Consider the following 26,825-nt stretch of genomic DNA (forward strand, 5'->3'; position numbering starts at 1 on the left):
CACGAATTCCACAGGGGACAGGAGCGAACATGCATTCGGGATCGGTCGGCAATCGAGAGACCATTGTTCTTGCCACGGGCATCGGCGGCTTTCTGGGCGGACATATCGCCCGGCAGTTGCTGGCCAAGGGCTACGCTGTCCGCGGTAGCGTTCGTCGCATGAGCGACTGCGACCGGATCGCGAAGCAGATCTGTGCGGCGCCAACCGACTCGCACTCGCTCAGTTTCGTCGAAGCCGACCTCTGCTCCGACATCGGATGGGATGCCGCCGTCACAGGCTGCAGCTATGTGATCCACACGGCATCGCCGTTTCCGGCAGGCCTTCCGAAGGATGAAAATGAACTGATCCAACCCGCGCGGGACGGCGCGTTACGGGTGCTACGTGCCGCGCATCGAGCAGGCGTGACGCGGGTTGTGCTGACGTCCTCAATCGCGGCCACCAATCACGGGAGCGGCAAGGCGCCGTATACCGAAGACAACTGGACCGATCCGACGGGCAAGCGGGCAACGCCCTACTATAAATCCAAGACGCTGGCCGAACGGGCGGCATGGGCCTTTGCTGCGGAAACCGGACTGGATCTCGCCGTCATCAATCCCGGCATCATTTTCGGACCTCTGCTAGGTCCGGATTACGGCACGTCAATCGGGCTGGTTCAGCAGATGATGAGCGGCAAGCTCAAACGTGTGCCGCGCTTCGGCATCGCGGTGGTCGATGTCCGCGATGTGGCTGATGCACATATCAAGGCGATGACCCATCCGGATGCGTCAGGTCAGCGCTTCATCGCTGCCGGGCAGTTTCTATGGATGCGCGACATGGCGGCCGTACTGGCGCAGTCATTTCCGAATTATGCGTCGGCTCTGCCCTCGGGCGAAGTGCCAAACTGGATGATCAAGGCAATGGCGCCGTTCAGCGCACGGTCGCGCATGATCGTCCACGAACTCGACGTCGATCTGAGTGTCAGTGCCGCGAAGGCGCAGCAAATGCTGGATTGGCAACCAAGATCCGCCGACGAGGCCATTCGCGCTAGCGCGCAAAGCCTGATCGACCACGGCCTGCTCGCGACCTCCTGAATTCCCACACCTCACAACAACGGAACCAACCTATGACCTCATCCATCGTCGACCCGAAAGAGCACCCGGACGCTGAAGATATCCGCGGCATCGAACGCGCGCGGCTTCGTGCACTTGTGAGCGCCGACATGGCAGCGGCCGAGCCGCTGCACGCCGCAGACTTCCAGCTGATCACGCCGATCGGCGCGGCACTGTCAAAAGCCGAATATCTTGGCGCCGTTGCTGGCGGCCACATCAAGTATCTGACCTGGACGCCCGGCGACATCGCCGTGCGGCTGTATGGCAGTAGTGCCGTGATCCGGTATCGCGCCCGCATTGAGGTGGTTTTCGGGGGCCACAAGGTCCCGCCAGGCGACTATTGGCACACCGATGCTTATGAAATGCGTGACCGGCAGTGGATGGTGGTCTGGTCGCAGGCCACATCGATCACACAGTTTGCCTGATCTTTGTAGATCTGCATTCGCTCCGGGTTGCTGCAGCCAGTGAAAACCGCTGCTGCAGCCCGGATCATGGGTTATGATGGCACATGACCACTTCCTCAGACACCAAGCTCTCCAATCTGTTCCTCGACATGCTCGCCGCCGAACAGGGCGCTGGCGTGAACACGCTCGACGCCTATCGCCGCGACCTCGATGACTTCTCCGAATTTGCTGCCGGGGCGAAATCCAGCTTCATGGCAGCCGACACCCAGTTATTGCGCGACTATCTCGAAGACCTGGACGAGCGCGGTTTCAAATCGACCACCGTGGCGCGGCGCCTGTCCGCCATACGGCATCTGTTTCGCTTCCTGCTCAGCGAAAAAATCCGCACCGACGACCCGGCTGCCATCCTGTCCGGCCCGAAGCGTGGCCGCAGCCTGCCCAAGGTACTGTCGATCGCAGACGTCGACCGCATGCTGGTGCAGGCGCGGGCGCAGGCACAGAATACCGAAGCCTCAGCGCAACAGCGGCTGCGCGACGCCAGGCTCTATTGTCTGCTCGAAGTGCTCTACGCCACCGGGCTTCGCGTCTCCGAGCTGGTCTCGCTACCGCTCACCGCGGCGCGCCGCGATGCCCGCATGATCGTGGTGCGCGGCAAGGGCAACAAGGAGCGGCTGGTGCCGCTCAACGAAACTGCCAAACAGGCGATGGCCGAATATCTCGCCGCGATGGCCGAGTTGCAGAAGTCTCAACCAAAAAAGAGTGCCGCCTCGAAGTGGCTGTTTCCGTCTTTTGGCGAGAGCGGCCATCTCACCCGACAACATTTCGCGCGCGACCTGAAAGAACTCGCGGCTGCATCCGGCATTGCGCCGCGGCTGGTGTCGCCGCACGTGCTGCGCCACGCCTTTGCCAGTCATCTGCTGCATAACGGCGCGGATCTCCGCATCGTGCAGACCCTGCTGGGGCACACCGATATTTCGACCACGCAGATCTACACCCATGTGGTGGAAGAGCGGCTCAAGAGCCTGGTCCGAGACCTGCATCCGCTCGCGGAAAAATAGCGCTCAGCGCGAGTGCGGCTCGGCCTCGCCAAGATGATCCGTCTCATCGTCGCGCCGCATCCCGGAGGTCGGCACCAGTACCGGCTGCAGCGCCGGAATCAGCCGCGTGCGTTCGCGCTTGGCGGGGATCGCCCGATAGACCTGTTTGGTGGCTTCGACGATATGCACGCCGGCGAACGGCATCGACAGCGCCGCGCCAATCCGCTCCCACGCCATCGCCGAGCGCAGGAACCAGCCCATCCCTACCGGCGGCATGAACAGTGCTTCGCTCCACGCCGTCGGCGTAAACCAGGTCTGTCGCAGCAACTGCGTGATCTGCGAGCGCGAATAGGGCCGGCCGTGACCGAACGGCGTCGAGTCGGTGCGGGTCCAGACGCCCCGGCGATTCGGAATCACCGCCATCAACCGGCCGGACGGCGCAAGCACGCGCCAAACCTCGCGGAGCAGACCTTCGGGATCGTCGGACATTTCCAGGGCGTGCACCAGGATGATGCGATCGACGGCGGCATCCGGCAGCGGCAGCGAGAATTCGTCGACCAGCGTAGCCAGCGCGGGCTTTGCCGTCGGCCATTTCAGCACCCCCTGCGCCGCCGGCATGAAGGCGATGCACCGTTCGGAATTCTCCCGGAAAAGACCGAGATACGGTGTGGGGTACCCCAGACCGAGCACGCGCTGACCCTCCGCGTCGGGCCAATGCGCCTGAATACCGCGATTGATCAACCGCCGCGCCACGATACCTAGGCGACGCGAATAGAAATCCCGGAGATCGATCACATCGATGGTCATGATGACTTTCTAACACGTTGCGGCGGCCCACGATCCCCCGAATCGCGCATTGCCGAGGCAGCGTTAACGCCAGATATCCAGGCCATCGCGGGCGGTGAGTTGCACCAATTGACAAGGCCGGCCCGGCTGCGGCCTATTCGAAGAAACAGGCGCCGCGACGTCGTTGCAGGAGAGACAAGAATGCTGTCACGCCGAGGTCAAACAATCACAAGGGCGGCGGCGATGGCCGCAGGTCTGGCCGTGGCAGCACTCGCGCCAATCTCCGCCGAGGCCAATCCGGCGACGGTCGATTACATCTGCACCCCTGCGCTGCCGGGCGGCAACAAGATCTCCGTCGATTACAATTCCGGTGGCAAGTCGATCACCCTGTTCTATCCCAATGGCGAAACGCTCCGCATGCCGATCCAGAGATCCGGCTCGGGCTTCCGCTACGGCGAAGGCAATGTCGGGATTGCCGGCAAGGGCCAGAGCACCATCACGCTGCAGATTGCCGGACAGCCCGCACGCCAATGTGTGACACCGCGCTGACCGTCATGCATCGCCCATATTCATCCCCATCAATTTGCCGCACGTACGTGCGAGCGCATCACGACGTGATCCAACGGAGTTACCATGGCTGCTGAAATTCGCGTCTTCCCCTGCCTGTCCGACAATTTCGGCTACCTGATCCACGATCCGCAGAGCCTGAAGACTGCCGCCATCGATGCGCCGGAGGCTGGTCCGATCATGAAGGTGCTGCAGCGCGAGGGCTGGAAGCTCACTGATATTCTGGTGACGCATCACCATGCGGACCATGTGGGCGGCATCGCCGAGCTGAAGAAAACCTATGGCTGCAAGGTCACAGCGCCGCACGATCAGGGCACGGCTATTCCTGAAGTCGACGTCCGCGTCGCCGAAGGCGATACCGTGCAGGTCGGCGCGCTCACCGCAAGGGTGTTCGAGACCCCCGGCCATACGCTCGACCATATCTGCTACGTGTTCGACAGCGAGCTGGCGCTGTTCTCGGCCGACACGCTGTTTTCGGGCGGCTGCGGCCGGGTGTTCGAGGGTACCTACCCGATGATGTGGCAATCGCTGAAGAAGCTGCGCACACTGCCCGACGACTACCGGGTCTATTGCGGCCACGAATACACCGCGGCCAACATGAAGTTCTGCCTCGGCATCGACGCCAACAACGAAGCGCTGAAGAATCGCGCCGAAGAAGTGGCGCAGCTGCGCGCCGTCGGCAAGCCGACTATCCCCGTTCTGCTCGGGCTTGAGAAGAAGACCAACGTGTTTCTGCGCGCCGACGATCCGGCCATCGCCGCCGCGGTCCGCCTCAAGGGATTCAGCGAGGACGACGTTTTCGGCGAACTCCGTGAACGCAAGAACAAGTCCTGATGACAGGCAAGACGCCAACTGCAGCCGACATCGTCGCGACGCTCGGCCTGCAGCCGCATCCCGAAGGCGGCCATTACCGCGAGACGTTTCGCGACAGTCACGTAGACGCGAACGGGCGCGCGGCCTCGACGGCGATCTACTTCCTGCTGGCATCAGGCGAACGCTCGCACTGGCATCGCATCGATGCCGTCGAGATCTGGCACTATCATGCGGGCGCTTCGCTTGCGCTGGAAATCGCCAGCGACGCCGGCCAGCGCACGATCACGCTCGGGCCGGACGTCGCCGCTGGACAAGAGCCGCAAGGCATTGTCCCACCGCATGCTTGGCAGGCCGCCTCCACCACTGGCGACTGGACACTGGTCGGCTGCACGGTGGCACCGGGTTTCGATTTCGCGACGTTTGAGTTGGCCCCGAAGGGCTGGAAGCCTGACTAGCCCGGCTTCCAGATCATATCCTTGGCTGCGATGCGGCGTCCTCCGTAAAGCCGATGTACGACAAAGGCCAGAAACGCGGCGGCGGCGCATGTCGCACATCCTTCGAGACGCCCGCAAGGGCAGGCTCCTCAGGATGAGATCAGCGGAAACCGCGTCCGCTCAGGCGTGATATTGCCCGCCATTGATGGTCATGGTCGAGCCCGTGAAGAAGCCGGACTCGTCTGCGGCTAGGAACACCACAGCGCGTGCAATTTCCTCGGGCTCACCGAGGCGATTGACCGGGATCTGCGGCAAAATGCTCTTCTCGAGCACGGCGAGTGGCACAGCCTGCACCATCTCAGTGTTGATGTAGCCGGGGCAGATCACGTTGACGGTGATACCGAGCTTGGCATTCTCGAGAGCCAATGCCTTGGTGAAGCCGATGTCGCCGGCCTTGGCGGCGGAATAGTTGACCTGGCCGAACTGGCCCTTCTGGCCGTTGATCGATGAAATGTTGATGACACGGCCGAACTTACGTTCGCGCATACCCTCGATCACCTGACGGGTCATGTTGAACAGCGAACCGAGGTTGGTGTTAACCACCTTGTTCCACTGTTCCGGCGTCATCTTGTGGAAGGCACCATCCATTGTGATGCCGGCATTGTTGACCAGCACTTCCACCGGTCCCAGATCGGCCTCGACCTTTTTCACGCCCGCGGCGCATTCATCGAACGAACCGACATCCCACTTGTAGGTGCCGATACCCGTCTCGCTTTTGAATTTCTCGGCGGCGGCATCGTTGCCGGCATAGCTTGCCGCGACGCTGTATCCCGCAATTTTCAAAGCCTTGCTGATCGCAGCGCCAATCCCTCGTGTTCCACCGGTCACCAATGCTACGCGCGCCATGATCGATCCCTCCACCAATCTCTTTTGTAGTTATAGCTTCGAATTAATCTCGCGATACGCTGAACATCAAGCAGAATTGGACCATCAAGCGAAAATGCCCGACGCAAAGCGCCGGGCATTTTGTTGTAGCAGTGTGTGCAGTGCACGCGCGAGCCGATGTTTTCGGCACGCGACGCGTAAGGATTAGTCGCGTGCAATGCACATCGCGATGCCCATGCCGCCGCCGATGCACAGCGTGGCGAGGCCTTTCTTAGCGTCGCGCTTTTCCATCTCGTGCAACAGCGTGACGAGAACACGCGCACCGGATGCACCCACCGGATGACCAATCGCGATCGCGCCACCGTTGACGTTAACCTTCGACGTATCCCAGCCGAGGTCCTTGTTCACGGCGCAGGCTTGTGCAGCAAAAGCCTCATTGGCTTCGATCAGGTCGAGATCGTTGATGGTCCAGCCGGCCTTCTTCAGCGCGGCGCGCGATGCCGGGATCGGGCCAGTGCCCATGATCTTCGGATCGACACCGGCCTGGCCCCACGACACGATGCGGGCGAGCGGCTTGAGGCCTTCCTTCGCGGCCTGCTTGGCCGTCATCAGCACCACGGCAGCGGCACCGTCATTGATGCCCGATGCCGAGCCGGCAGTGACGGTACCGTCCTTCTCGAAGGCCGGGCGCAGCTTGGCCATCGCCTCGATGGTGGCGCCGTGGCGCGGATATTCGTCATCGCTGACGATGACGTCGCCCTTGCGGCCCTTGATTGTGACCGGAACGATCTCGTCCTTGAACTTGCCGGCCTTCTGCGCAGCTTCGGCTTTCTGCTGCGATGCAACAGCGAACTCGTCCTGCTGCTGGCGCGTGATCTGGTACTGCTTAGCCACGTTCTCGGCGGTGTTACCCATGTGATAGCCGTTGAAGGCATCCCACAGACCGTCCTTGATCATGGTGTCGACGAATTCCACCGGACCCATCTTCACGCCACCGCGCAGATATTGCGCATGCGGGGCCATGCTCATGGATTCCTGACCGCCGGCAACGACGATCTCCGAATCACCATTGAGCAACGCCTGATAGCCGAGCGCGACCGTGCGCAGGCCGGAGCCGCACAGCATGTTGACGCCCCAGGCCGAAGTTTCCACCGGCAGGCCGGCAGCAATCGAGGCCTGACGCGCGGGGTTCTGGCCCTGCGCAGCAGTAAGGATCTGTCCCATGATGACTTCGGAGACGCGGGCCGGATCGATCTTGCCGCGCTCTAGCGCCGCCTTGATGGCAATGGCGCCGAGATCATGCGCCGGCATGGTCGCGAAAGCGCCGTTGAAGCTGCCGACGGGTGTGCGGGCAGCGCTGACGATGACGACATCGTCTGACATGGACATCTCCTGTTGTTGAGGTTTTTTCGACGGTCAGAGCCAGGATGGCGGGGGCCGCGTTGCAAACTATCCTGTTAACTGAGGGTTGGACTGTCAATTGGTCAGAAGCCAAATTACGGCCGCAACGCACGCAAAATGGCACGGATGTCGCTTTGCATAGCACAAGACTGCTGCCATTTTAACCGTGACGCACAAAACGGTAGCCGAGCCCCTTTGAAAGTGCTTACTTTATTGCATTGCGTTGTTCGACAACCTTATGGCGCGCTGCCGTAAGGTTCCCTGTCCTCGGTCCGTATGTGTGAGCCCCCATGGCGAAATCAGATCAACCCACGACAATCAAAAAATATGCGAACCGCCGGCTTTATAATACCGGAACAAGCACTTACGTGACGCTTGAAGATCTCGCTGCGATGGTAAAGGACGGCGAGGATTTTCTCGTCTATGACGCCAAGACCGGCGACGATATTACCCGCTCGGTGCTGGCCCAGATCATCTTCGAACAGGAAAACAAGGCTGGCCAGAATCTCCTGCCAACCACTTTCCTGCGCCAGTTGATCCGCTTCTATGGCGACAGCATGCAGATGGTGGTGCCGAAGTATCTCGAGCAGTCCATCGACAGCCTGACGCGCGAGCAGGAGAAATTCCGCAAGCAGATGACGAACACGTTCAGCATGACGCCGTTCGCGCCACTTGAGGAAACCGTTCGTCGCAACATGGAATTGTTTCAGCAGACCTTCGCGATGTTCAAGCCGTTCGTGCCGCCGCGCGGCGGCGCTGCGTCGCCGGAGCCGGAAAAGGCGCCGGAGCCGACCGCTGAGCCTGCCGACACCATGGATGACCTGCGTCGCCAGATGAAGGAAATGCAGGAACGCCTCGAGCGCATGTCGCACGAGCCGAAGCCGGAATAATTCACGGCTCACTTATCGGAAATCGGAATGACGCCGGCCGTAGCTACACCTACGGTCGGCGTTTCCATTTGATGAGCGCAACATCGCCATGGCGAAGCAACCCACCCCACTCACTCTCGACCGGCTCGACACCCCGATCGGCATCGCGCTGCTGGTGACGAACCATGGTGGCGTACTCTGCGCACTCGACTGGATCGATTACGAAGAGCGCTTGCTGACTTTGCTGCGTCGTTATTATGGGACGGTCGAACTGATCGAGAACTCGGCACCATCCGAAATCCGCAGCGCACTCTCACGCTATTTCGACGGCGAGCTCAACCAGCTCGATGGCATCACCTGCCACATCCCCGGCACGCCGTTTCAGAACCGTATCTGGACGGCACTGCGAAAAATCCCTGCAGGCAGCACACTCAGCTACGGCACGCTGGCCGCGCAACTCGGCGTGCCCAATGCGATGCGCGCGGTCGGCCATGCCAATGGCGCCAATCCCCTGAGTATCGTCGTGCCCTGCCACCGCCTGATCGGCGCCAACGGTTCGCTCACCGGCTATGGCGGCGGCATCGCCCGCAAGCGCTGGCTGCTGGAGCACGAAGGCGTTGCGGTGAAGTAACTACGCCGCCGGCTTCTCCGCGATATCGCCGTTTGCCAACAGATGGATCAATGCGCGCTTGATCGCAGCCTGACGCGTCGGGGCATTGATCTGCGCGCCGAGCAAATCGGTGACGTAGAACACGTCGCGCGCGCGCTCGCCGAAGGTCGCCACATGCGCCGAAGCGATATTGAGGTTGAGCTTCGAGATCGCCGTGGTCAGTTGATACAGCAGGCCCGGCCGGTCGAGCCCCGAGACCTCGATCACCGTGTAACGATCCGACCACTGATTGTTGACGATAACTTCCGGCTCGACGGTGAAAGCCCTGATCTTGCCCTTCGTCGAGGCGCGCTTCGCCACGGTTTCCGGCAGCCGCACCTTGCCTTCGAGCACGTCCTCGATCATGTCGCCGATTCGTGTTGCACGGCGGCCTTCGTCGTCATCGCGATCGTATTCCCGGGAGATCGCGATGGTGTCCAGCGCGCGGCCATCGGTCGTGGTGTAAATCTGCGCGTCGACGATGTTGGCGCCGGCTGCGGCGCATGCGCCGGCGATGATCGACAGCAACCAGGGATGGTCGACGGCCAGAATCGTGAGCTCGGTGACGCCGCGGGCTTCATCGAACCCGACATTGATCGCGAGCTTGTGCCCGGCCTCTTCCGATGCCCGCAGGAAGCGCGCGTGGCGAATTTTGCGATCGAGCTCGACCTTGAGCCAGTAGGCCGGATAGTGCCGCAAAATATAGGCGTTGAGATCCTGCTCGGGCCACTCGGTGAAGGCACGGCGCAATTCGGCCTGCGCCGACGCGATGCGCTGCGCGCGATTGACCTCGGAGAAGCCGCCGGTCAGCACCGGCTCGGTCTCGTAGTACAACGTGCGGATCAACTGCGCTTTCCAGCCGTTCCAGACTCCGGGACCGACGCCACGGATATCGGCGGTGGTGAGAATCGTCAGCAGCTTCATCTGCTCAACCGACTGCACGACCGCCGCGAAATTCTCGATGGTCTTGCTATCCGACAGGTCGCGCGACTGCGCCACCGTGGACATGGTCAGATGCTCTTCGATGAGCCACGCAACGAGATCGGTGTCGGCAGCGTTGAAGCCGAGTCGCGGACACAGCCGCCGCGCCACCTTGGCGCCGGCGATGGAGTGATCCTCCGGGCGCCCCTTGGCGATGTCATGCAGCAACACCGTGATATAGATCACCGCCCGATGTTCCGGGCGGATCTTGCGCATCAGATCGCTGGCGACAACGAACTCGTCGTTCCCGCCCCGCTCGATCTCCTGAAGGATGCCGACACACCGCAGCAGATGCTCATCCACCGTATAGTGATGATACATGTTGAACTGCATCATCGACACGATGCGGCCGAAGGCACGAATGAAATGACCGAGTACGCCGGTCTCGTTCATCCGCCGCAGCACGATCTCGGCATTGTCCGAGGTCAGGATCTCCATGAACAGCGCATTGGCTTCGGCGTTCTCGCGTATCTCCGGCGTGATCAGCCGGAGCGAGCGCGTCGCGGTCCGCATCGCATCGGGATGGAAGGCCAGATTGTGCTTCTGCGCCAGTCGGAAGAATCGGATCAGATTGATCGGGTCTTCCTTGAACACGTCAGGCGCAGCAAGGTTGATACGGTTGTTGTCGATGATGAACGCATCGCTGTCCGGCAGCCGGCGACGATGCATCTCGGGCCGCAGCTTGGCCATCATGCGCGTCAGCGCCGGCGCCGGCTTGGCCTGCTGGTCTTCGAGCTTGGCGCACAGGATCGCGGTGAGATCGCCGACTTCCTTGGCAATCAGGAAGTAGTGCTTCATGAAGCGCTCGACGTCCTGCATGCCAGGATGCGAGGTATAGCCGAGGCGGACCGCAATCTCGCGCTGCAGGTCGAAGGACAGTCGCTCTTCCGGCCGTTTGGTCAGGAAGTGGATATTGCAGCGGACCGACCACAGGAAATCTTCGCAACGCTTGAAGGTGCGGTATTCCTGCGGATCGAACACGCCGCGCGCGACCAGCTCCTTGCTGTCGCGCACCCGATAGACGTATTTCGCGATCCAGAACACGGTGTGCAAATCGCGCAGACCGCCCTTGCCGTCCTTGACGTTGGGCTCGACCAGATAGCGCGACTGGCCGCCACGGCGATGGCGCTCCTCGCGTTCGGCGAGCTTGGCAGTGACGAATTCCGCGGCGGTGCCCTGCACCACTTCGGCATCGAAGCGCGTGACCAGTTCGTCGTAGAGAGCCTGATCGCCGGTGAGGAAGCGCGTTTCCAGGATCGCGGTGCGGATCGTCATGTCGCCGCGCGCCTGGCGGATCGATTCATCCACCGAACGCGTAGCGTGGCCGACCTTCAGGCCCATGTCCCACAGGCAATAGAGAATGACTTCGGCGACCTGTTCGCCCCAGGCGGTCTGCTTGTAGGGCAGGATGAACAGCAGATCGATGTCGGATTCCGGCGCCATCAGCCCGCGGCCATAGCCGCCGGTGGAGACCACCGCCATGCGCTCGGCGCCGGACGGGATTGGCGAATGATACAGATGCTTCGTCGCCGCGGCGAACAGCATGCGGATGATCTCATCCTGCACGTGGCAGAGCTGCTCGGCACAGCGTCGGCCGTGGCGGTCCTTCAACAGGACGGCCTCGGCCGCTTCACTGGCCTTGAGCAGTTCGGCCTTCAGCAGCTTGGCGACGGCGGCGCGAAACAAATCGTTCTTGCCGCGATGCTGCGCTGCAAGCGCATCGATCTCGGCGGTAATCCGCGTCGTGTCGAAGTCGGTTTCGGTTGTCGGTCTGTCTTGTGTAGCAACGCTGTCCATGAACAACCCGGATATCGGACGGCGCAAGCGCTGTCACGGTGATTGTAGCCCCACAGCTAGTCCATGCTGCCTTTTGCGCAATCCGGGCAACAACGTTCTCGCGGCGGTGTCCTTGGCGCATCATATCTTCTCGTTGACGGAACGCCATAACTAATTGAAATTAAAGCACGTTTTCGCAAAGAGAGCGACCCCGGCATGGTGCCATGACGCCCGCAGGATGCAAGTCGCCTTCGAACCTCACGTTTCGACAGTTCATCAGGGAGAGACCAGAATGTTCACGATGTCACGGCGCGCTGTCGCCGGTCTGATTGCTGCGGCTGCACTGCTGCCCGGAGCTAGCTTCGCCGCCGAACCGCTCAAGGAAATCCGGCTCGACTGGGCGACCTACAATCCGGTCTCGATCATCCTCAAGCAGAACGGCCTGCTGGAGAAGGAATTCGCCAAGGACGGCGTGAAGATCACCTGGGTACAGTCGGCCGGCTCCAACAAGGCGCTCGAATTCCTCAATGCGGGGTCCATCGATTTCGGCTCGACCGCGGGCTCCGCTGCGCTGGTGGCGAAGATCAACGGCAACCCGATCAAGTCGGTCTACGTCTATTCGCGTCCGGAATGGACGGCGCTGGTGACCGGCAAGGACTCCAAGATCGCCTCCGTCGCCGATCTCAAGGGCAAGCGGGTCGCGGTGACCCGCGGCACCGATCCCCACATTTTTCTGGTCCGCGCTTTGCTCGGCGCCGGCCTGACCGACAAGGACATCACGCCAGTTCTGCTGCAGCATGCCGACGGCAAGGCCGCGCTGATCCGCGGCGACGTTGATGCATGGGCCGGACTCGATCCGATGATGGCGCAGGCCGAGGTTGAAGACGGCGCCAAGCTGTTCTTCCGCAAGCCGGACGCCAACACCTGGGGCATCCTCAATGTGCGAGAACAGTTCCTGAAGGACTATCCGGATGCCGCGCGTCGCGTGCTCGCGGTCTATGAGGAAGCCCGCAAATATTCGCTGGAGAATTATCCCGAACTGAAGAAGGCCTTCATCGGCGTCACCAAACTGCCCGACGCCGTGGTCGACAAGCAGCTCAAGGAACGCACCGAACTGACCCACAGCCGCATTGGCGCACCGCAGCGCGAGTCCATCCTCGCCGCCGGTCTCGCATTGCAGCAAGCCGGCGTCATCGACGCCAAGGTCGATGTGAAGGCGACGGTGGATGCACTGATCGACGATCAGGTCCCGCTGCCGAAGAGCTGACGTTCTCGCATCTGCGAAGCCATCCTTCACCCTCCCCGTAAAGGGAGGGTGAAGCTTTTGAGTATCTTGCAAATCAAATCGAGACGCGCTTCAGCTATGGCCATGACGCTCGACACGACCGCACCCGACGTAGCGGCGACGCGTGAAAAATCCGCATCCAACAGGCGCTGGCAGCGTTTCGCGCAGCCGGCGCTCGGCGTTGTGCTCCCGCTCACACTGGCGCTGGCATGGGAGCTGGCCGTCTGGTCCGGCTGGTCGAACGGCCGGCTGGTGCCGCCGCCGTCGCGAGTCTTCGCCACCATCATGGAGCTCGCCCGAAGTGGCGAACTCTGGCGCCATATCACCACGACGCTGTCGCGCGTTGCCGCCGGCTTCGGCCTCGGCGTTGTCGCCGGCACGCTGCTCGGCGCTATCTCCGGCTATTGGGGAATCGCGCGGCGACTGCTCGATCCCACCATTCAGGCGCTGCGCGCCATTCCATCGATCGCCTGGGTGCCGCTGTTCATCCTGTGGCTCGGCATTTTTGAGACGTCGAAGGTCGCGCTGATTGCCGTTGGCGTGTTCTTTCCGGTCTATCTCGGCGTGATGGGCGCGATCCTCTCGGTCGATCGCAAGATCGTCGAGGTCGGCCGCACCTTCCGCCTTTCCGGCCCCGCCATGATCCGCCGGATCCTGCTGCCTGCGGTTCTGCCGGCCTATGTTGTTGCACTTCGCGTCGGCCTCGGGCTCGGCTGGATGTTTGTGGTTGCCGCCGAATTCATGGGCGCCTCCGAAGGGCTCGGCTATCTCCTCATCGACGGCCAGCAGCTCGGCAAGCCCGCGCAGATCCTCGCCGCCATCACCATTTTCGCATTGCTCGGCAAGACCACCGACTGGCTGATCGAACTCGTCACCGCACCACTGCTGCGCTGGCAGGATGCGTTCCGACCGGGTGGAGAGACCTGATGCTCGCCCTCGACAAGGTCGGCAAGACCTATCCCAACGGCGTCCATGCGCTGGAGCGCTTCACCGCGCAAATCCCGCAGGGCGAGATCGTCGCCATCATTGGTGGCTCCGGCTGCGGAAAATCGACACTGTTGCGCGCCGTTGCCGGGCTCGATCGCGCCTCGACCGGCAGCATCCGCATCGACAACATCGATATCAGTGCGCCGCACGAGAAGATCGGCATCATCTTCCAGGAACCGCGGCTGCTGCCGTGGCTCAGCGTCGCCGATAATATCGGCTTCGGCCTGTCCGAGCTTCCTGTCGCCGCACGCCGCGAGAAAGTCGCGCAGGCCCTCGCACGCGTCGGCCTGTCGGATAAAGCAAAAGCATGGCCGCGCGAACTATCCGGTGGACAGGCGCAGCGCGTGGCCATCGCCCGTGCATTGGTACCGCAGCCGGAGGTGCTGTTGCTGGATGAGCCGTTCTCCGCGCTCGACGCCTTCACGCGCCGCGATCTGCAGGATCATCTGCTCGATCTCTGGGCCGACACACGCCCGACGCTGATCCTTGTCACGCATGATGTCGACGAAGCCGTGGTGCTGGCAGACCGCGTGCTGGTGATGCGGCCGAGGCCGGGTCGGCTGTTCGCCGAGATCGATGTCGGCCTTGCGCGCCCCCGCGACCGTGCCTCGCCGCTGTTCGACGCGGTGAAGCGCCGCGTGCTCACCGCACTGGATCGATCGCTGGATCGTGACGTGCCCGACAGCGCACCTGCCGAGACTGTCGGCGCGTGGTGGTGACAACATCGTCGCAGGCGAATAAAAGCTGCAACTAACAAAATCTCAGGGAGAGATATCATGGACGCCGCCGCGCTTCGCGCCACCCAGGCCCCCATCAAGGAACTTTACAAGACCGATCCCAAGGCTGCCTTCATCACGCTCAAAGCCAAGGGCTCGATCGACAATGACGGCATTGCCTGCAAGGTTGAGACCGGCCGGCAGATCGCAGCCGCCGGCCTGCACCCCGCAACTGGCGGCTCTGGGCTTGAACTCTGTTCGGGCGACATGCTGCTGGAAGCGCTGGTGGCCTGCGCCGGCGTGACGCTGAAGTCGGTGGCCACCGCGGTCGAAATTCCCTTGAAGTCCGGCAATGTGACAGCCGAGGGCGATCTCGATTTCCGCGGCACGCTCGGCGTCGACAAGGAAGCGCCGGTCGGCTTTGCCGAAATCCGCCTGCGCTTCGATGTCGACACCGACGCGCCGCAGGACAAGCTCGATCTGCTGCTCAAGCTGACCGAGCGTTATTGCGTGGTCTACCAGACCATCAAGCATGGCCCGAAGGTTTCGGTGTCCCTCAACAGGGTGTAAGCAGGCCGGACGACTCCCACCAAGGAAAGAGGAGGCCAAGCACCTCCTCTCGTCAGGCTGCCATGTCTCCCGAACTTGCCTTCCTCCTGACGCTCACTTTGCGCATGGCGATCACCGCCGCCTTCGTGATCACGGCCTCCATCATCACCGAACGATCCGGCCCGGTGATCGGCGCGTTGGTAGCGACGCTGCCGATCTCGGCGGGACCGTCCTACGTCTTTCTCGCGCTCGATCATGACGCCGCCTTCATCGCGCAAGGTGCATTGGCCAGCCTGCCGATCAATGGCGCGACGATGTTTCTCGGCCTGACCTATGTGCACCTCGCGCAGCGTCACAACGTGATCGTCAGCCTCGGCGCGGCCGTGCTGGTGTGGTTTGGCCTGGCGTGGCTGGTGCGACAAGTCGAATGGAGCTTGCTTGGCGGCGTCCTCGCCAATGTCGTGGCCTTCGCGATCTGCCTGCCACTGATGGCGCGGTTTCGCCATGCGAAGATGCCGCTCATCACCAGGCGCTGGTACGATATCCCGCTGCGCGCCGCACTCGTCGCAACGCTGGTTGCCATCGTGGTGACGCTGTCCTCGACCATCGGCCCGACCGGCAGTGGCATTCTCGCACTTTATCCCGTGGTCTTCACCAGCCTGATGCTGATCCTGCATCCGCGGATCGGCGGCCCGCCCACCGCCGCGGTGATCGCCAATGGCGGGTGGGGCCTGATGGGTTTCGGCATCGCGGTGGCCGTGATGCATGTCACCGCCACGCGCTTCGGCTCGGTGGTCGCCCTGAGCCTCGCGCTGGCGACTTGCGTGGTGTGGAATCTCGGCCTGTGGGCGTGGGGCCGCAGGCGGGTGCGCTACGTGTAAAACGCCGTCATGGCCGGGCTCGTCCCGGCCATCCACGTCTTTGGCGCAGAGAAACAAGGCGTGGATGCCCGGCACAAGGCCGGGCATGACGATAGAGAATGTTACTTCGGCAGTTTCGCCTTCAGCGCATAGAGCGCATCCAGCGCCTCCCTTGGCGACATCTCGTCGGGATGCAGCGCCTTCACGGCGTCCATCAGCAATTCCGCCTCCGACGGAGGAGCCGCCTCGACCGGTGCACGCGCTGTGATCGCGAACAGCGGCAGGTCATCCATCAGCGCCTTGGCGCTCTGGCCGCGATCCTGCGCTTCAAGCTTGGCCAGCACCGACTTCGCGCGCGCGATTACCGCCGGCGGCAGGCCCGCGAGCTTGGCCACCTGAATGCCATAGGAGCGATCCGCCGAGCCCGGCAGCACCTCGTGCAGGAACACCACGTCGCCGTGCCATTCCTTGACCCGCACCGTGGCATTGAATAGCCGCGGCAGTTTGGCGGAGAGTGCGGTGAGCTCGTGATAATGCGTCGCGAACAATGCGCGGCAGCGGTTGCTTTCGTGCAGATGCTCGATCGCGGCCCAGGCGATCGACAGACCGTCGAAGGTCGCCGTGCCGCGGCCGATTTCGTCGAGAATTACCAGCGCGCGTTCGGTGGCCTGATTGAGGATGACGGCGGTCTCGACCATCTCGACCATGAAGGTCGAACGACCGCGCGCGAGATCATCCGCAGCGCCGACGCGCGAAAAGAGCCTGTCGACAATGCCGATGCGGGCGCGCGAGGCCGGCACGAAACTGCCTATTTGCGCGAGCAGCGCGATCAACGCGTTCTGGCGCAGGAAGGTCGACTTACCGGCCATGTTCGGACCAGTGATCAGCCAGATCTGGCCGGACTTCTGCCCCGGCCCGGGCGACAGATCGCTGGCATTGGCGATGAACGGCTGGCCGTCGCGGCGCAGCGCCTGTTCGACCACCGGATGCCGGCCGCCCTCGATGGCGAAGAGCAGCGAATTGTCGACTTCGGGGCGGACATAATTGTCGTCGACCGCCAGTTTCGCCAACGCGGTCGCCACATCCAGCAGTGCGAAGGCATGGGCGGCAGCGCGCAGATCTTCCGACGCCTCGGCGACCATCGCCGACAGCCGTTCGAAGATTTCGAGCTCGAGCCCAAGCGCGCGGTCGCCGGCATTGGCGATCTTGGCCTCGATCTCGCCGAGTTCGGACGTGGTAAAGCGCACCTGCCCTGCCAGTGTCTGGCGATGGATGAAGGTCGCGTTCAGCGGGGCCTGCATCAACTTGTCGCCATGCTGCGCGGTGACTTCGACGAAATAGCCGAGCACATTGTTGTGACGGATCTTGAGGCCCTTCACGCCGGTGTCATCGGCATAGCGCGCCTGCATCGCGGCGACCACGAGACGCGAGGCGTCGCGCAGATTGCGCGTCTCGTCGAGCGCGGCCTCGAAGCCTTCGCGGACAAAACCACCGTCGCGCTTCAGCAGCGGAAGATCGTCGGCCAGTGCGCGGGCGAAGGTCGCCGCGAGCTCACGCGACGGACGGCGCAGGCCGGCCATGGCGGCCGTGATATCCGCCGGCAGGTTGTCGATGGCGCCGAAACGATCAAGCACCTGATCGGCGGCAAGCACACCATCACGCAGACAGGCGAGATCGCGCGGACCGCCGCGGCCGACCGAAAGCCGCGCCAGTGCGCGCGACATATCAGGCGCAGACTTCAGGGCCGAGCGCAGATCGTCGCGCAGCCCGCTGTCGGATACGAAACTCGTGACCGCATCGAGCCGGCGGCCGATCGCCACTTCATCGGTCAGCGGCGCGGCGAGGCGCTGCGCCAGCAGGCGCGAACCGGCGGCGGTGACGGTGCAGTCGATCGCATCCAGCAGCGAGCCCTTGCGCTCGCCTGATAGCGTGCGCGTCAGTTCGAGATTGGCGCGGGTCGCCGGATCGATGGCCATGGTGGTGCCGACCGCTTCGTGGGTCGGCGGCGACAGCGGCACGCGTTTGCCGACTTGCGTGCGCTCGACATAGGTGACGCACGCCGCCGCAGCGGTCGCTTCAAGCCGCGACATGGCGCTGAGGCCGTCCATGGTGGCGACGGCAAAGTAATCGCACAGCCGGCGCTCGGCGGTGGCACCATCGAACACGTCACGGGTCAGCGGCGTCACCGCCGGCAATTCGCGCAGCAACTGGCTGAGATCAGGATCGCTGTAGAGCGCATCCGTAACCAGCACCTCGTTCGGATTGATCCGCGCCAGCGTCGCGCCGAGTTCGCCTGTCGCACATTCGGTGACAATGAATTCGGCGGTCGAAATATCGATCCAGGCCAGACCGATGCGATCCGCACCGCTTGAGCCCTTGCTGCGCGCAATCGCCAGCAGATAATTATTGGCCCGCGCGTCGAGCAGGTTTTCTTCGGTCAGCGTGCCCGGCGTAACCACGCGCACGACGTCGCGGCGAACCACGCTCTTGCCGCCGCGCTTCTTCGCCTCGGCCGGATCCTCCATCTGTTCGCAGACGGCGACACGGATGCCGAGCGAGATCAGGCGGTGCAGATAATCATCGGCGCGAACCACCGGCACGCCGCACATCGGGATATCCATGCCCTGATGCTTGCCGCGCTTGGTCAGCACGATGCCCAGCGAGCGCGAGGCAAGCTCAGCGTCCTCGAAGAATATCTCGTAGAAATCGCCCATCCGGTAGAACAGCAGCAGGCCGGGATTGGCGGCCTTGATCTCAAGGTACTGTTCCATCATGGGAGACACTTTTGCGGTGTCATCCACGCGGGGAGCGGGTTCTGGGGCGGTAATGGGCTGCTGGATCGTCATGGCGGCGGACGCTAGCAAATTTTGCTCCGCCGATCCCACCCGCGGCTGTCGCAAACCGTAGTTTTCCCCACCGCGGCGAGGCAGTTGACAAGTCAACTGCGATTTCATATCCGCAGTTCTCAAGGGAATTCTTTGAATTCCCAGGGACAACGCTGCCATCCAGCAGCAGCATTTGACCGGGTCAGCGGGGGTTCTTAAAACCACCGCGAAAATCCGGCAATCGAGCGCGGATGCAGTCTCCAGGGAGAGAATTGATGAGCGATGTCTTCATTTGCGACGCCGTCCGCACCCCCATCGGCCGTTTCGGCGGCTCCCTTGCCAAAGTTCGCGCCGACGACCTCGCCGCCGCCCCCATTAAAGCCCTGATCGACCGCAATCCCGGTGTGGATTGGGCTGCCGTCGAGGAAGTCTATTTCGGCTGCGCCAACCAGGCCGGTGAAGACAACCGCAACGTCGCCCGCATGGCCGCGCTGCTGGCCGGCCTGCCGGATTCCGTTCCCGGCGCCACGTTGAACCGCCTCTGTGCGTCGGGCCTCGATGCCGTTGGCGCCGGCGCCCGTGCCATCCGCGCCGGTGAAATCGATTTCGCCATTGCCGGCGGCGTCGAATCCATGACCCGTGCGCCATTCGTGCAGGGCAAGGCCACCGAAGCCTTCTCCCGTTCGGCGGAAATCTTCGACACCACCATCGGCTGGCGCTTCATCAACCCGCTGATGAAGGAAAAATACGGCGTCGATGCCATGCCTGAGACCGGCGAAAACGTCGCGCAGGATTTCCAGATCTCGCGCGCCGACCAGGATGCCTTTGCGATCCGCTCGCAGCAGAACGCCGGCAAGGCGATCGCTTCGGGCTATTTCGCCGAAGAAATCATCCCGGTGATGGTGCCCGGCGGCAAGGCCGGCCCGATCGCCGTCGACAAGGACGAGCATCCGCGCCCCGAAACCACGCTGGAAGGCCTCGCCAAGCTGCGCCCGATTGTCCGCAAGGACGGCACGGTCACCGCCGGCAACGCCTCGGGCGTCAATGACGGCGCCTGCGCCATGATCCTCGCCTCGGGCGCCGCTGTGGAGAAGCACGGCCTCAAGGCCCGCGCCCGCATTCTCGGCCTCGCCTCGGGCGGCGTCGCGCCGCGCATCATGGGCATCGGCCCCGTGCCGGCGACCAAGAAGCTGATGGAACGCCTTGGTCTTAAGATCAGCGATTTCGATCTGATCGAGCTCAACGAGGCCTTCGCGTCGCAGGGCATCGCGGTGCTGCGCCAGCTCGGCGTCAAGGAAGATGCTGATTTCGTCAACCCACACGGCGGCGCGATCGCGCTCGGCCACCCGCTCGGCATGAGCGGCGCGCGCCTGGCGATGACGGCGGTGCATGGCATGGAGAAGCGCGGCGGCAAGCTGGCGCTGGCCACCATGTGCGTCGGCGTCGGTCAGGGCGTCGCCATGGCGATCGAGAAGCTCAACTAACAACGACGTTTTCAAGACCGCCGCCGCGGGATCCGCGGCGGCAAAAGAGGGAAAAACAGCATGACGCTAATCTATCCCGTCGAGAGCAATGCGGCGCACGCGCCGCGCCTCTCACCCGGCTACAAGAGCACCATCAAGCGCGCGCCGCAGAAGCAGCGCATCCTGATGCCGCACACACTGTCGGAAACGACAGGACCGGTCTACGGCCACGAGACGGTACGACCCGGCGATCATGACCTCACCACCATGCATGCGGGCGAGCCGCTCGGCGAACGCATCATCGTGCACGGCACGGTGATGGACGAGGACGGCCGCGGCGTACCGAACACGCTGGTCGAACTCTGGCAGGCCAATGCCTGCGGCCGCTACGTGCATGTCTGGGACCAACACCCCGCGCCGCTCGATCCGAACTTCACCGGCGCCGGCCGCACCGTCACCGACGCCGCGGGCAACTACAAGTTCGTCACTATCAAGCCCGGCGCCTATCCGTGGGGCAATCACCATAATGCCTGGCGCCCTGCGCACATCCACTTCTCGGTGTTCGGCCATTCCTTCGTCTCGCGCCTCGTGACGCAGATGTATTTCCCGAACGATCCGCTGTTCCCGTTCGACCCGATCTTCAACTCGGTCACAGACGAAAAGGCGCGCTTGCGCATGGTGTCGGATTTCGACCTCGACGTCACTGAGCCTGGCTGGGCGCTGGCCTATCGTTTCAACATCGTGCTGCGCGGCCGCAACGCCACCCCGACGGAGAATCACTGATGCCCGGAATTACCCCGTCGCAGACCGTCGGTCCGTTCTATGCCTACGGCCTGACACCGAACGGCAAATACGCCTGGAACGACGCCTTCACCAGCAACCTGCTGACACCCGACGTCACCGGCGACAAGATCCGCATCGAAGGCGTGATCTATGACGGCGACGGCAAGGTGGTGCCCGACGCCGTACTGGAAATCTGGCAGGCCGATGCGCAAGGCCGTTTCGCCGATCCGCAGGATACCCGCGGGCTGCCGAATTCGAGCTTCAAGGGTTTCGGTCGCTCCGGCACCACCGATGCCGGCGAATATTCGTTCGACACCATCAAGCCAGGCGCCGTGCCGGGCATCGATGGCAAAGAACAGGCGCCGCATATCGTGATGGCCGTGTTTGGCCGCGGCATGACGATGCAGTCGATGACGCGTATCTATTTCGAGGACGAAGCCGCGACGGCTGATGATGCGGTGATGAACCTCGTCCCGGCCGACCGCCGCGCGACGATCATCGCGAAGAAGACGGCGCCGGGCGTCTATCGGTTCGACATCCACCTGCAAGGCGACAACGAGACGGTGTTCTTCGACGTGTGAGTCTTCGCCATCGTCGCACAAAGAAGAAGGCCGGGTATGCCCAGCCTTCTTCTTTGAACCCCGTATCTCCTCAATGAGCAACAACCCTGATCAGATATCGAACCTGCTTTCCGGCAACCCGCGCACACCGACATCGAGCGCAAGCACCGCACCGGCATGGGTCTCCTTCGCCAGCATATCCGCCTCGATCATCTTCGTCGCCGACGTGACATAGAGCGTCGCAAAATCGGGGCCGCCGAAGCAGACGCAGGTTGGATTCGTGACGGGCATCTCGATGACCCGATCAACGCGACCATCTGGCGCGTAGCGCATAATGCGATGGCCGGCGAAAATCGCGTTCCAGAGATAGCCCTCCGAATCCACGCAGGCGCCATCCGGGCGACTCTTGTCGGAGGTGTAGTCCGCAAACACCCGCTGATTGCTGAGATCGCCGGTTTTGGTGTCGAGATCGAACGCCCAGGTTACGTACTGGCGGGTATCGGAGAAATACAGCGTGCGCCCGTCCAGTGAGAACGCCAGCGTGTTGCTGCAGATGATCCCCTCGAACATCCGCGTCACCTTGCCCGACGGATCGACGCGACAGAGGCTGCCGAGCGGTTCCTTGAACTGATTGTCGACCGTGCCGACCCAGAACCGCCCCTGACGGTCGACGCGCCCGTCGTTGAGCCGGGTCTTCGGTGTCGCGGGCTCGACAGCTACGAAAAAGTCGAGCTTCCCGCTCTCCGGATCGAACCGGAAGAGGTCGTTGTCCAGGGCGATGAGGAAATCGCCACTGGCGCAGAGCGCAAGACTGCCCGCGAAGGTGCATTTGAACGGGAACGCCTGGTAGGCGCCGGTCGCCGGATCGAGCGATTGCAGCCTGGGGCGCTCAATATCGAGCCACCACAGTTTCTGTGTTCGTTCGCACCACAGCGGCGTCTCGCCGAGCTGGTCCTGCTTGTTGATGACGGCCTGAATGATCGGAGTGGTCATGCCTGGATTACTTCGCGGCCGGCAACGTGCGGATGATCCTGGTCTTTCCATCGACGAGTTCGCCGATGAAGGTGTCGCGCTCGACGTCGCCGTTCTTGTCCCAGGTCGTCGTCATCAGCACGCCGGGATGCTGAGCGACATCGATTGTGCCATGCATCGCCTTGGCGACTGCCGCGCTGTCGAACTTGCCGACCTTCTCGGTCGCCGCCTTGATCACATTGACGGCGATATACCCGCCCATCGCCGTGAAGTCCGGCGGTGAATTGTATTCCTTGGTGTAAGCCTCCTTGAACGCCTTCACCGGCTCCAGCGGCGCGTCCGGGGAGAGGCCGAGCAGGCCCCGCACACCATTGGCCGCTTCACCCGCCAGGTTGACGACGATCTGACCGAGCAGCGAGGTCTCACCCACCAGCGGCTGCGCGATCTTCTGCCGGCGGGCCTCGACCAGAAAACGCGCGCTTTCCTCATAGGTCAGATAGACGAACACGACATCCGCGCCGGAATTCTTCACCTTCAGCGCGTCGACGGCATAATCGACCTGGCCGGGCTCGGTGGACTGATCGATTACGACCTCGATGCCGCGCTTCTTCATCTGATCGATAAAAATGTCGCGGCCACCCTTGCCGTAATCGTTCTTGATCCAGACCACGGCGACCTTCTTCGCCTTCAGGTCCGTGTCGACATAGTCGGCGATTTTCACCATGCCGGTCTGCTGACCGAGATTCATGCGGAAGAGAAACGGATTGCCGCTCTGCGTCAGGTCGGCGGCCTGCGCCGCAACCAGTTGCGGAATTTCGGCCTGCTCGACCAGCGGCATCGTCACCTTCACGGCGCCTGATGCGGTCGGCCCCAGGATCGCGAACGGATTGTCATCAAGCGCTCTCTGGACCTGCGAACGGGCAATGGTGGGATTGGACTGCGTGTCGAGATGCACGATCTCGACCTTCTTGCCGAGGATGCCACCGGCCGCGTTGATCTGCTTAGCCGCCAGATCCGCACCGTTCTTCCAGTTATTGCCGCCCGGTGCCGCAGCACCCGAGAGTTCGGCGATGTCGGCGATCTTCACGGTACCTTGTGCCGAACTTTCGACGATCGAGAGAGCAAGAACGGCGGCGACCAGGAGGCCGGTGTGGTGAAATCGCATGGTGTTTCCCCAATTTTTATTGTGTTTGACGGGACGACAATCAGTCCGCACGCGTCCGCCAGATCAAATTCGCCAGACGAACGGCGCACATCCACTGCGTTGCCCCATTCGCTTCTTGCGGGGATCAGGATGTGCCGTCAAATACCAAAATCGGCACTTTGCATAACGTGATGTTAATTCACGCATCGTGCGCGCGAACCCTCCATCACCGCCGGATGATCGTCCGCTCGGGAATACGGTCAATAAGCCGAGGCTCGAAAATTGTGCCTCGGCGTGTAACATGGTGGCGTCGACGCTTCCTCATTTGCGGGACGTGTACCACCATGACAGCAGTCTCACCGCTACCAGCGGCGGATGCCGAACATCTCACCGCCGCGCTTCGCAAGTCCGGCGTGCTCGGAGACGGTCGCGTTCGCGATGTCACCGTGGAGCGTTCGTTCAATACGGTGCTGTCTCGGATCGACCGGCTGCGCCTGAGCTACGATGGCGACGACACCGATGCACCGGGCTCCATCATTCTCAAGACCGTCGTCCCCGAACGCGCGGCGACGTTCTGGCATGCCGGCCGCAACGAAGTTGCATTCTACAACACCGTTGGTTCGGCCATGTCCGAGCATCTTGTGCCGCGTTGCTACGAAGCGGTCAGCGATGCCGACACCAAGGCCTGGCATTTGCTGCTCGAAGACCTCACTGAGTCTCACTTTGTCGCCACCACCTGGCCGCAGCCGCCGACATTCGCACAATGCGAGCAGATCGTTCGGTCTCGGGCACGTTTTCACGCCGCGTGGTGGAATGATGCCCGCCTCGGCGTCACAATCGGAACATGGCAGGAGTCCACCGAACTGGATCAGCAGGTGCAGACGCTCACGCGCCAGTTGGAAAAATTCACCGAGCGTCAGGGCGATCGCCTGTCGCCCGAGCGGCGCGAGCTCTACGCACGGCTACTCGACGCGGCGCCGCGCCTGCAGGCGCGCTACTGTTCCCACTCCAACATGACGATCGTCCAGGGCGACTCCCATGTCTGGAACATCTTTCTGCCGAAAGATGAGAACAGCGATGAAGCGCTGCAATTCGATTGGGATAGCTGGCGCGTCGACACGGCATCGGACGATCTCGCTTATATGATGGCGATGCACTGGTATCCCGACATGCGGCGGTGCTTTGAGCGACCTTTGCTCGACCACTACCACGCCGAACTGGTGGCACGGGGCGTGCGCGGCTACGACCGGCGTGCGCTGAATGACGACTACCGCCTGTCCGTGTTGTGGCAGATCACCACCCCGGTATGGCAGGAGGCCAATAACATCCCGCCGGTGATCTGGTGGAATAACCTTGAACGTATCATGCTGGCGGTCGACGATCTCGATTGCCGCGAGCTGCTCGGCTGAGGGCTGGCTTTATTCCATCACCGCCGGATGCTCGTCCGCACCCGGCTTCGCCGCTTGCGCGCGCAAGGTCGCCTTGGACGAGCCGATGATCAGCGCCATCGGAATCGCGCAGAGCGTCACCAGCATCACCATCTGATAATCCAGCCCGAAGGCGATGATCGTGGCCTGCAGCGTGACGATGGCGTCCATCATGGCGCGGCCGCTGTCGGTGGCGAGGTTGATCGCGCTGGTCACATTGGGCATCTGCAGCGCATTGCTGAACGGCGTGATGTGCTCGACCAGCACCGCATGGGCCATACGGGTGTTTGAGGTGAGCTGCGCGATTACAATGGAGATGCCGATCGAACTCGCGACATTGCGCAGCAGCGTGAGCATCGAGGTGCCGTCGGTGCGCAGATGATTTGGCAGCGTCAGGAACGCCACCGTGGACAGCGGCACGAAGACGAGACCAAGGCCAAATCCCTGCGCGATGGAGACGATCACGATCTCCGGCACGCCGGTCTGGTCGGTCCACATCGACGTAAAGAACAGCGACACCGACATCAGCGCCATTCCCACCATGATCAGTGTACGCGCCTCGACATATTTCATGATGCGCCCGACCAGCATCATCGCCACGAAGGTGCCGGAGCCACGCGTCGCCAGTAACAGACCTGCTGTGAGGATCGGATAGCCGATCACGTTCTGCAGATAGGGCGACGACAGTGCCATGGTCGAATACAGCACCAGCCCCATGACGGCCATGAACACGCAGCCGCCGACAAAATTCTTGTCCTTGAAGATCGCGAACTGGATGAACGGCTTCGACGTCGTGAAAGAATGCGCGAAGAAATAATAGAAGCCGATGATCGAGACGATCGCTTCGATGACGATTTCGTTGGATTCGAGCCAGCCGAGCTGCTCGCCGCGGTCGAGCGCGAGTTGCATCGCACCGATGCCGATGGCCAGCGCGCCGAAACCGAACCAGTCGAATTTCAGTTCTGCATTGGTCTTGGTCTCGTCCATGAAGGCCAGCAGGCCAAACACCGTGACGATGCCGAAGGGCAGATTGACGAAGAACACCCAGTGCCAGGAATAGGTCTCCGTCAGCCAGGCGCCCAATGAAGGCCCCATGATCGGGCCGAGCATCACGCCCATGCCCCAGATCGACATCGCCTTGGCGCGCTCATGCAGCGCGTAACTGTCGAGCATCACCGCCTGCGACAGTGGCACCAGTGCCGCGCCGAACACGCCCTGCAACAGGCGAAAGCCGACCATCTGGTTGATGTCCTGCGCAAGGCCACACAGCACCGAGGCGACCGTGAAACCCGCCGAACAGACGATGAAGATCTTTTTGCGGCCGAACCGGTTGGCGATCCAGCCGACCGGCGCGGTCATGATCGCCGCAGCCACGATGTAGGAGGTCAGCACCCAGTTGACCTGATCCTGCGACGCCGACAGCGTGCCCTGCATATAGGGCAACGCAACGTTCGCAATCGTGGTGTCGAGCGCCTGCATGATGGTCGCAGTCATGGCGCAGATCGTCACCATGTTCCGGCGAAAGCCGGGGACCGCACTGGGAGATGGCGCCGACGTGCTCATG

Annotated in this window: 25 protein-coding genes; 17 read left to right on the forward strand and 8 right to left on the reverse strand. The window is 62.5% G+C overall.

The features are described from left to right. The first annotated feature begins 29 nt into the window (after nt 1-29). The 3 genes from CHC01_RS03930 (at nt 30) to xerD (ending at nt 2,550) form a co-directional block, all read left to right on the forward strand. Nucleotides 30-1,070, forward strand: a complete 1,041-nt coding sequence (locus CHC01_RS03930) for an NAD-dependent epimerase/dehydratase family protein (protein WP_089262636.1) — start codon at nt 30-32, stop codon at nt 1,068-1,070. A gap of 32 nt (nt 1,071-1,102) precedes the next feature. After that, complete coding sequence (locus CHC01_RS03935) at nt 1,103-1,513, forward strand: nuclear transport factor 2 family protein (RefSeq protein WP_089262638.1); 411 nt, start codon at nt 1,103-1,105, stop codon at nt 1,511-1,513. Between the two features lie 83 nt (nt 1,514-1,596). Then, a complete protein-coding gene (xerD, locus tag CHC01_RS03940) occupies nt 1,597-2,550 on the forward strand; it encodes a site-specific tyrosine recombinase XerD (protein WP_089262640.1) in 954 nt (317 codons plus the stop codon). 3 nt (nt 2,551-2,553) lie between these two features. On the opposite strand, the gene CHC01_RS03945 is transcribed toward xerD, so the two are convergent. After that, nucleotides 2,554-3,336 (reverse strand): class I SAM-dependent methyltransferase, encoded by a 783-nt coding sequence (locus CHC01_RS03945; protein ID WP_089262642.1) that lies wholly within the window; start codon nt 3,334-3,336, stop codon nt 2,554-2,556. Between the two features lie 180 nt (nt 3,337-3,516). On the opposite strand from CHC01_RS03945, the gene CHC01_RS03950 reads away from it, so the two are divergent. From CHC01_RS03950 to CHC01_RS03960, 3 genes are all read left to right on the forward strand, one after another. Next, entirely contained in the window at nt 3,517-3,864 is a 348-nt protein-coding gene (locus CHC01_RS03950; protein WP_089262644.1) for an MliC family protein, read from the forward strand. A gap of 84 nt (nt 3,865-3,948) precedes the next feature. Next, entirely contained in the window at nt 3,949-4,716 is a 768-nt protein-coding gene (gene gloB, locus CHC01_RS03955; protein WP_089262646.1) for a hydroxyacylglutathione hydrolase, read from the forward strand. Continuing rightward, nucleotides 4,716-5,150, forward strand: a complete 435-nt coding sequence (locus tag CHC01_RS03960; RefSeq protein ID WP_089262648.1) for a cupin domain-containing protein — start codon at nt 4,716-4,718, stop codon at nt 5,148-5,150. Before gloB ends, CHC01_RS03960 begins: the two co-directional genes overlap by 1 nt. A 159-nt stretch (nt 5,151-5,309) precedes the next feature. Here CHC01_RS03960 and phbB read toward each other — a convergent pair whose 3' ends face one another. Beyond that, nucleotides 5,310-6,035 carry an acetoacetyl-CoA reductase gene (phbB, locus tag CHC01_RS03965; protein WP_068732968.1) on the reverse strand — a complete coding sequence of 242 codons (726 nt, stop codon included), beginning with the start codon at nt 6,033-6,035 and terminating at the stop codon, nt 5,310-5,312. 183 nt (nt 6,036-6,218) lie between these two features. Then, complete coding sequence (locus CHC01_RS03970; RefSeq protein ID WP_089262650.1) at nt 6,219-7,397, reverse strand: acetyl-CoA C-acetyltransferase; 1,179 nt, start codon at nt 7,395-7,397, stop codon at nt 6,219-6,221. 308 nt (nt 7,398-7,705) lie between these two features. Between CHC01_RS03970 and phaR the strand changes: the two genes are divergently transcribed. Continuing rightward, on the forward strand, nt 7,706-8,305 hold the full coding sequence (phaR, locus tag CHC01_RS03975; protein ID WP_089262652.1) for a polyhydroxyalkanoate synthesis repressor PhaR: 600 nt from the start codon (nt 7,706-7,708) through the stop codon (nt 8,303-8,305). An 88-nt stretch (nt 8,306-8,393) separates the two neighbouring features. After that, nucleotides 8,394-8,915 (forward strand): methylated-DNA--[protein]-cysteine S-methyltransferase, encoded by a 522-nt coding sequence (locus CHC01_RS03980; RefSeq protein WP_089262654.1) that lies wholly within the window; start codon nt 8,394-8,396, stop codon nt 8,913-8,915. On the opposite strand, the gene CHC01_RS03985 is transcribed toward CHC01_RS03980, so the two are convergent. Next, nucleotides 8,916-11,711 carry a [protein-PII] uridylyltransferase gene (locus CHC01_RS03985; RefSeq protein WP_089263641.1) on the reverse strand — a complete coding sequence of 932 codons (2,796 nt, stop codon included), beginning with the start codon at nt 11,709-11,711 and terminating at the stop codon, nt 8,916-8,918. A gap of 271 nt (nt 11,712-11,982) precedes the next feature. Between CHC01_RS03985 and CHC01_RS03990 the strand changes: the two genes are divergently transcribed. The 5 genes from CHC01_RS03990 (at nt 11,983) to CHC01_RS04010 (ending at nt 16,108) form a co-directional block, all read left to right on the forward strand. Further along, on the forward strand, nt 11,983-12,957 hold the full coding sequence (locus tag CHC01_RS03990; RefSeq protein ID WP_089262656.1) for an aliphatic sulfonate ABC transporter substrate-binding protein: 975 nt from the start codon (nt 11,983-11,985) through the stop codon (nt 12,955-12,957). Nucleotides 12,958-13,053: 96 nt separating this feature from the next. Next, on the forward strand, nt 13,054-13,902 hold the full coding sequence (locus CHC01_RS03995; RefSeq protein ID WP_089262658.1) for an ABC transporter permease: 849 nt from the start codon (nt 13,054-13,056) through the stop codon (nt 13,900-13,902). Then, on the forward strand, nt 13,902-14,681 hold the full coding sequence (locus CHC01_RS04000; protein ID WP_089262660.1) for an ABC transporter ATP-binding protein: 780 nt from the start codon (nt 13,902-13,904) through the stop codon (nt 14,679-14,681). Before CHC01_RS03995 ends, CHC01_RS04000 begins: the two co-directional genes overlap by 1 nt. A 57-nt stretch (nt 14,682-14,738) precedes the next feature. After that, on the forward strand, nt 14,739-15,248 hold the full coding sequence (locus CHC01_RS04005; protein ID WP_089262662.1) for an OsmC family protein: 510 nt from the start codon (nt 14,739-14,741) through the stop codon (nt 15,246-15,248). A 62-nt stretch (nt 15,249-15,310) separates the two neighbouring features. Further along, on the forward strand, nt 15,311-16,108 hold the full coding sequence (locus tag CHC01_RS04010) for a hypothetical protein (RefSeq protein WP_089262664.1): 798 nt from the start codon (nt 15,311-15,313) through the stop codon (nt 16,106-16,108). Between the two features lie 101 nt (nt 16,109-16,209). Here the strand turns inward: CHC01_RS04010 and mutS are convergent, their stop codons facing one another. After that, on the reverse strand, nt 16,210-18,933 hold the full coding sequence (gene mutS, locus CHC01_RS04015; protein ID WP_089262666.1) for a DNA mismatch repair protein MutS: 2,724 nt from the start codon (nt 18,931-18,933) through the stop codon (nt 16,210-16,212). A gap of 254 nt (nt 18,934-19,187) precedes the next feature. On the opposite strand from mutS, the gene pcaF reads away from it, so the two are divergent. The 3 genes from pcaF to pcaG are packed head-to-tail and all read left to right on the forward strand — an operon-like array spanning nt 19,188 to nt 21,739. After that, the gene (gene pcaF, locus CHC01_RS04020) at nt 19,188-20,396 is read left to right on the forward strand and encodes a 3-oxoadipyl-CoA thiolase (RefSeq protein ID WP_089262668.1); all 1,209 of its coding nucleotides are present in this window, start codon (nt 19,188-19,190) and stop codon (nt 20,394-20,396) included. A gap of 60 nt (nt 20,397-20,456) precedes the next feature. Then, complete coding sequence (gene pcaH, locus CHC01_RS04025; protein ID WP_068732948.1) at nt 20,457-21,158, forward strand: protocatechuate 3,4-dioxygenase subunit beta; 702 nt, start codon at nt 20,457-20,459, stop codon at nt 21,156-21,158. Continuing rightward, entirely contained in the window at nt 21,158-21,739 is a 582-nt protein-coding gene (gene pcaG / locus CHC01_RS04030; protein ID WP_089262670.1) for a protocatechuate 3,4-dioxygenase subunit alpha, read from the forward strand. The genes pcaH and pcaG overlap by 1 nt, the downstream gene beginning before the upstream one ends. 90 nt (nt 21,740-21,829) lie before the next feature. Here the strand turns inward: pcaG and CHC01_RS04035 are convergent, their stop codons facing one another. Both CHC01_RS04035 and CHC01_RS04040 read right to left on the reverse strand, forming a co-directional pair. After that, nucleotides 21,830-22,711 carry an SMP-30/gluconolactonase/LRE family protein gene (locus CHC01_RS04035; RefSeq protein ID WP_089262672.1) on the reverse strand — a complete coding sequence of 294 codons (882 nt, stop codon included), beginning with the start codon at nt 22,709-22,711 and terminating at the stop codon, nt 21,830-21,832. A 7-nt stretch (nt 22,712-22,718) separates the two neighbouring features. After that, a complete protein-coding gene (locus CHC01_RS04040) occupies nt 22,719-23,855 on the reverse strand; it encodes an ABC transporter substrate-binding protein (protein WP_089262674.1) in 1,137 nt (378 codons plus the stop codon). 323 nt (nt 23,856-24,178) lie between these two features. On the opposite strand from CHC01_RS04040, the gene CHC01_RS04045 reads away from it, so the two are divergent. Then, nucleotides 24,179-25,243, forward strand: a complete 1,065-nt coding sequence (locus CHC01_RS04045) for a protein kinase family protein (RefSeq protein WP_089262676.1) — start codon at nt 24,179-24,181, stop codon at nt 25,241-25,243. 9 nt (nt 25,244-25,252) lie between these two features. On the opposite strand, the gene CHC01_RS04050 is transcribed toward CHC01_RS04045, so the two are convergent. After that, complete coding sequence (locus CHC01_RS04050) at nt 25,253-26,824, reverse strand: DHA2 family efflux MFS transporter permease subunit (RefSeq protein WP_089262678.1); 1,572 nt, start codon at nt 26,822-26,824, stop codon at nt 25,253-25,255. Between the last annotated feature and the right edge of the window lies 1 nt (nt 26,825).

It is taken from the genome of Tardiphaga sp. OK246, assembly GCF_900188215.1.
Lineage (GTDB): Bacteria > Pseudomonadota > Alphaproteobacteria > Rhizobiales > Xanthobacteraceae > Tardiphaga > Tardiphaga robiniae.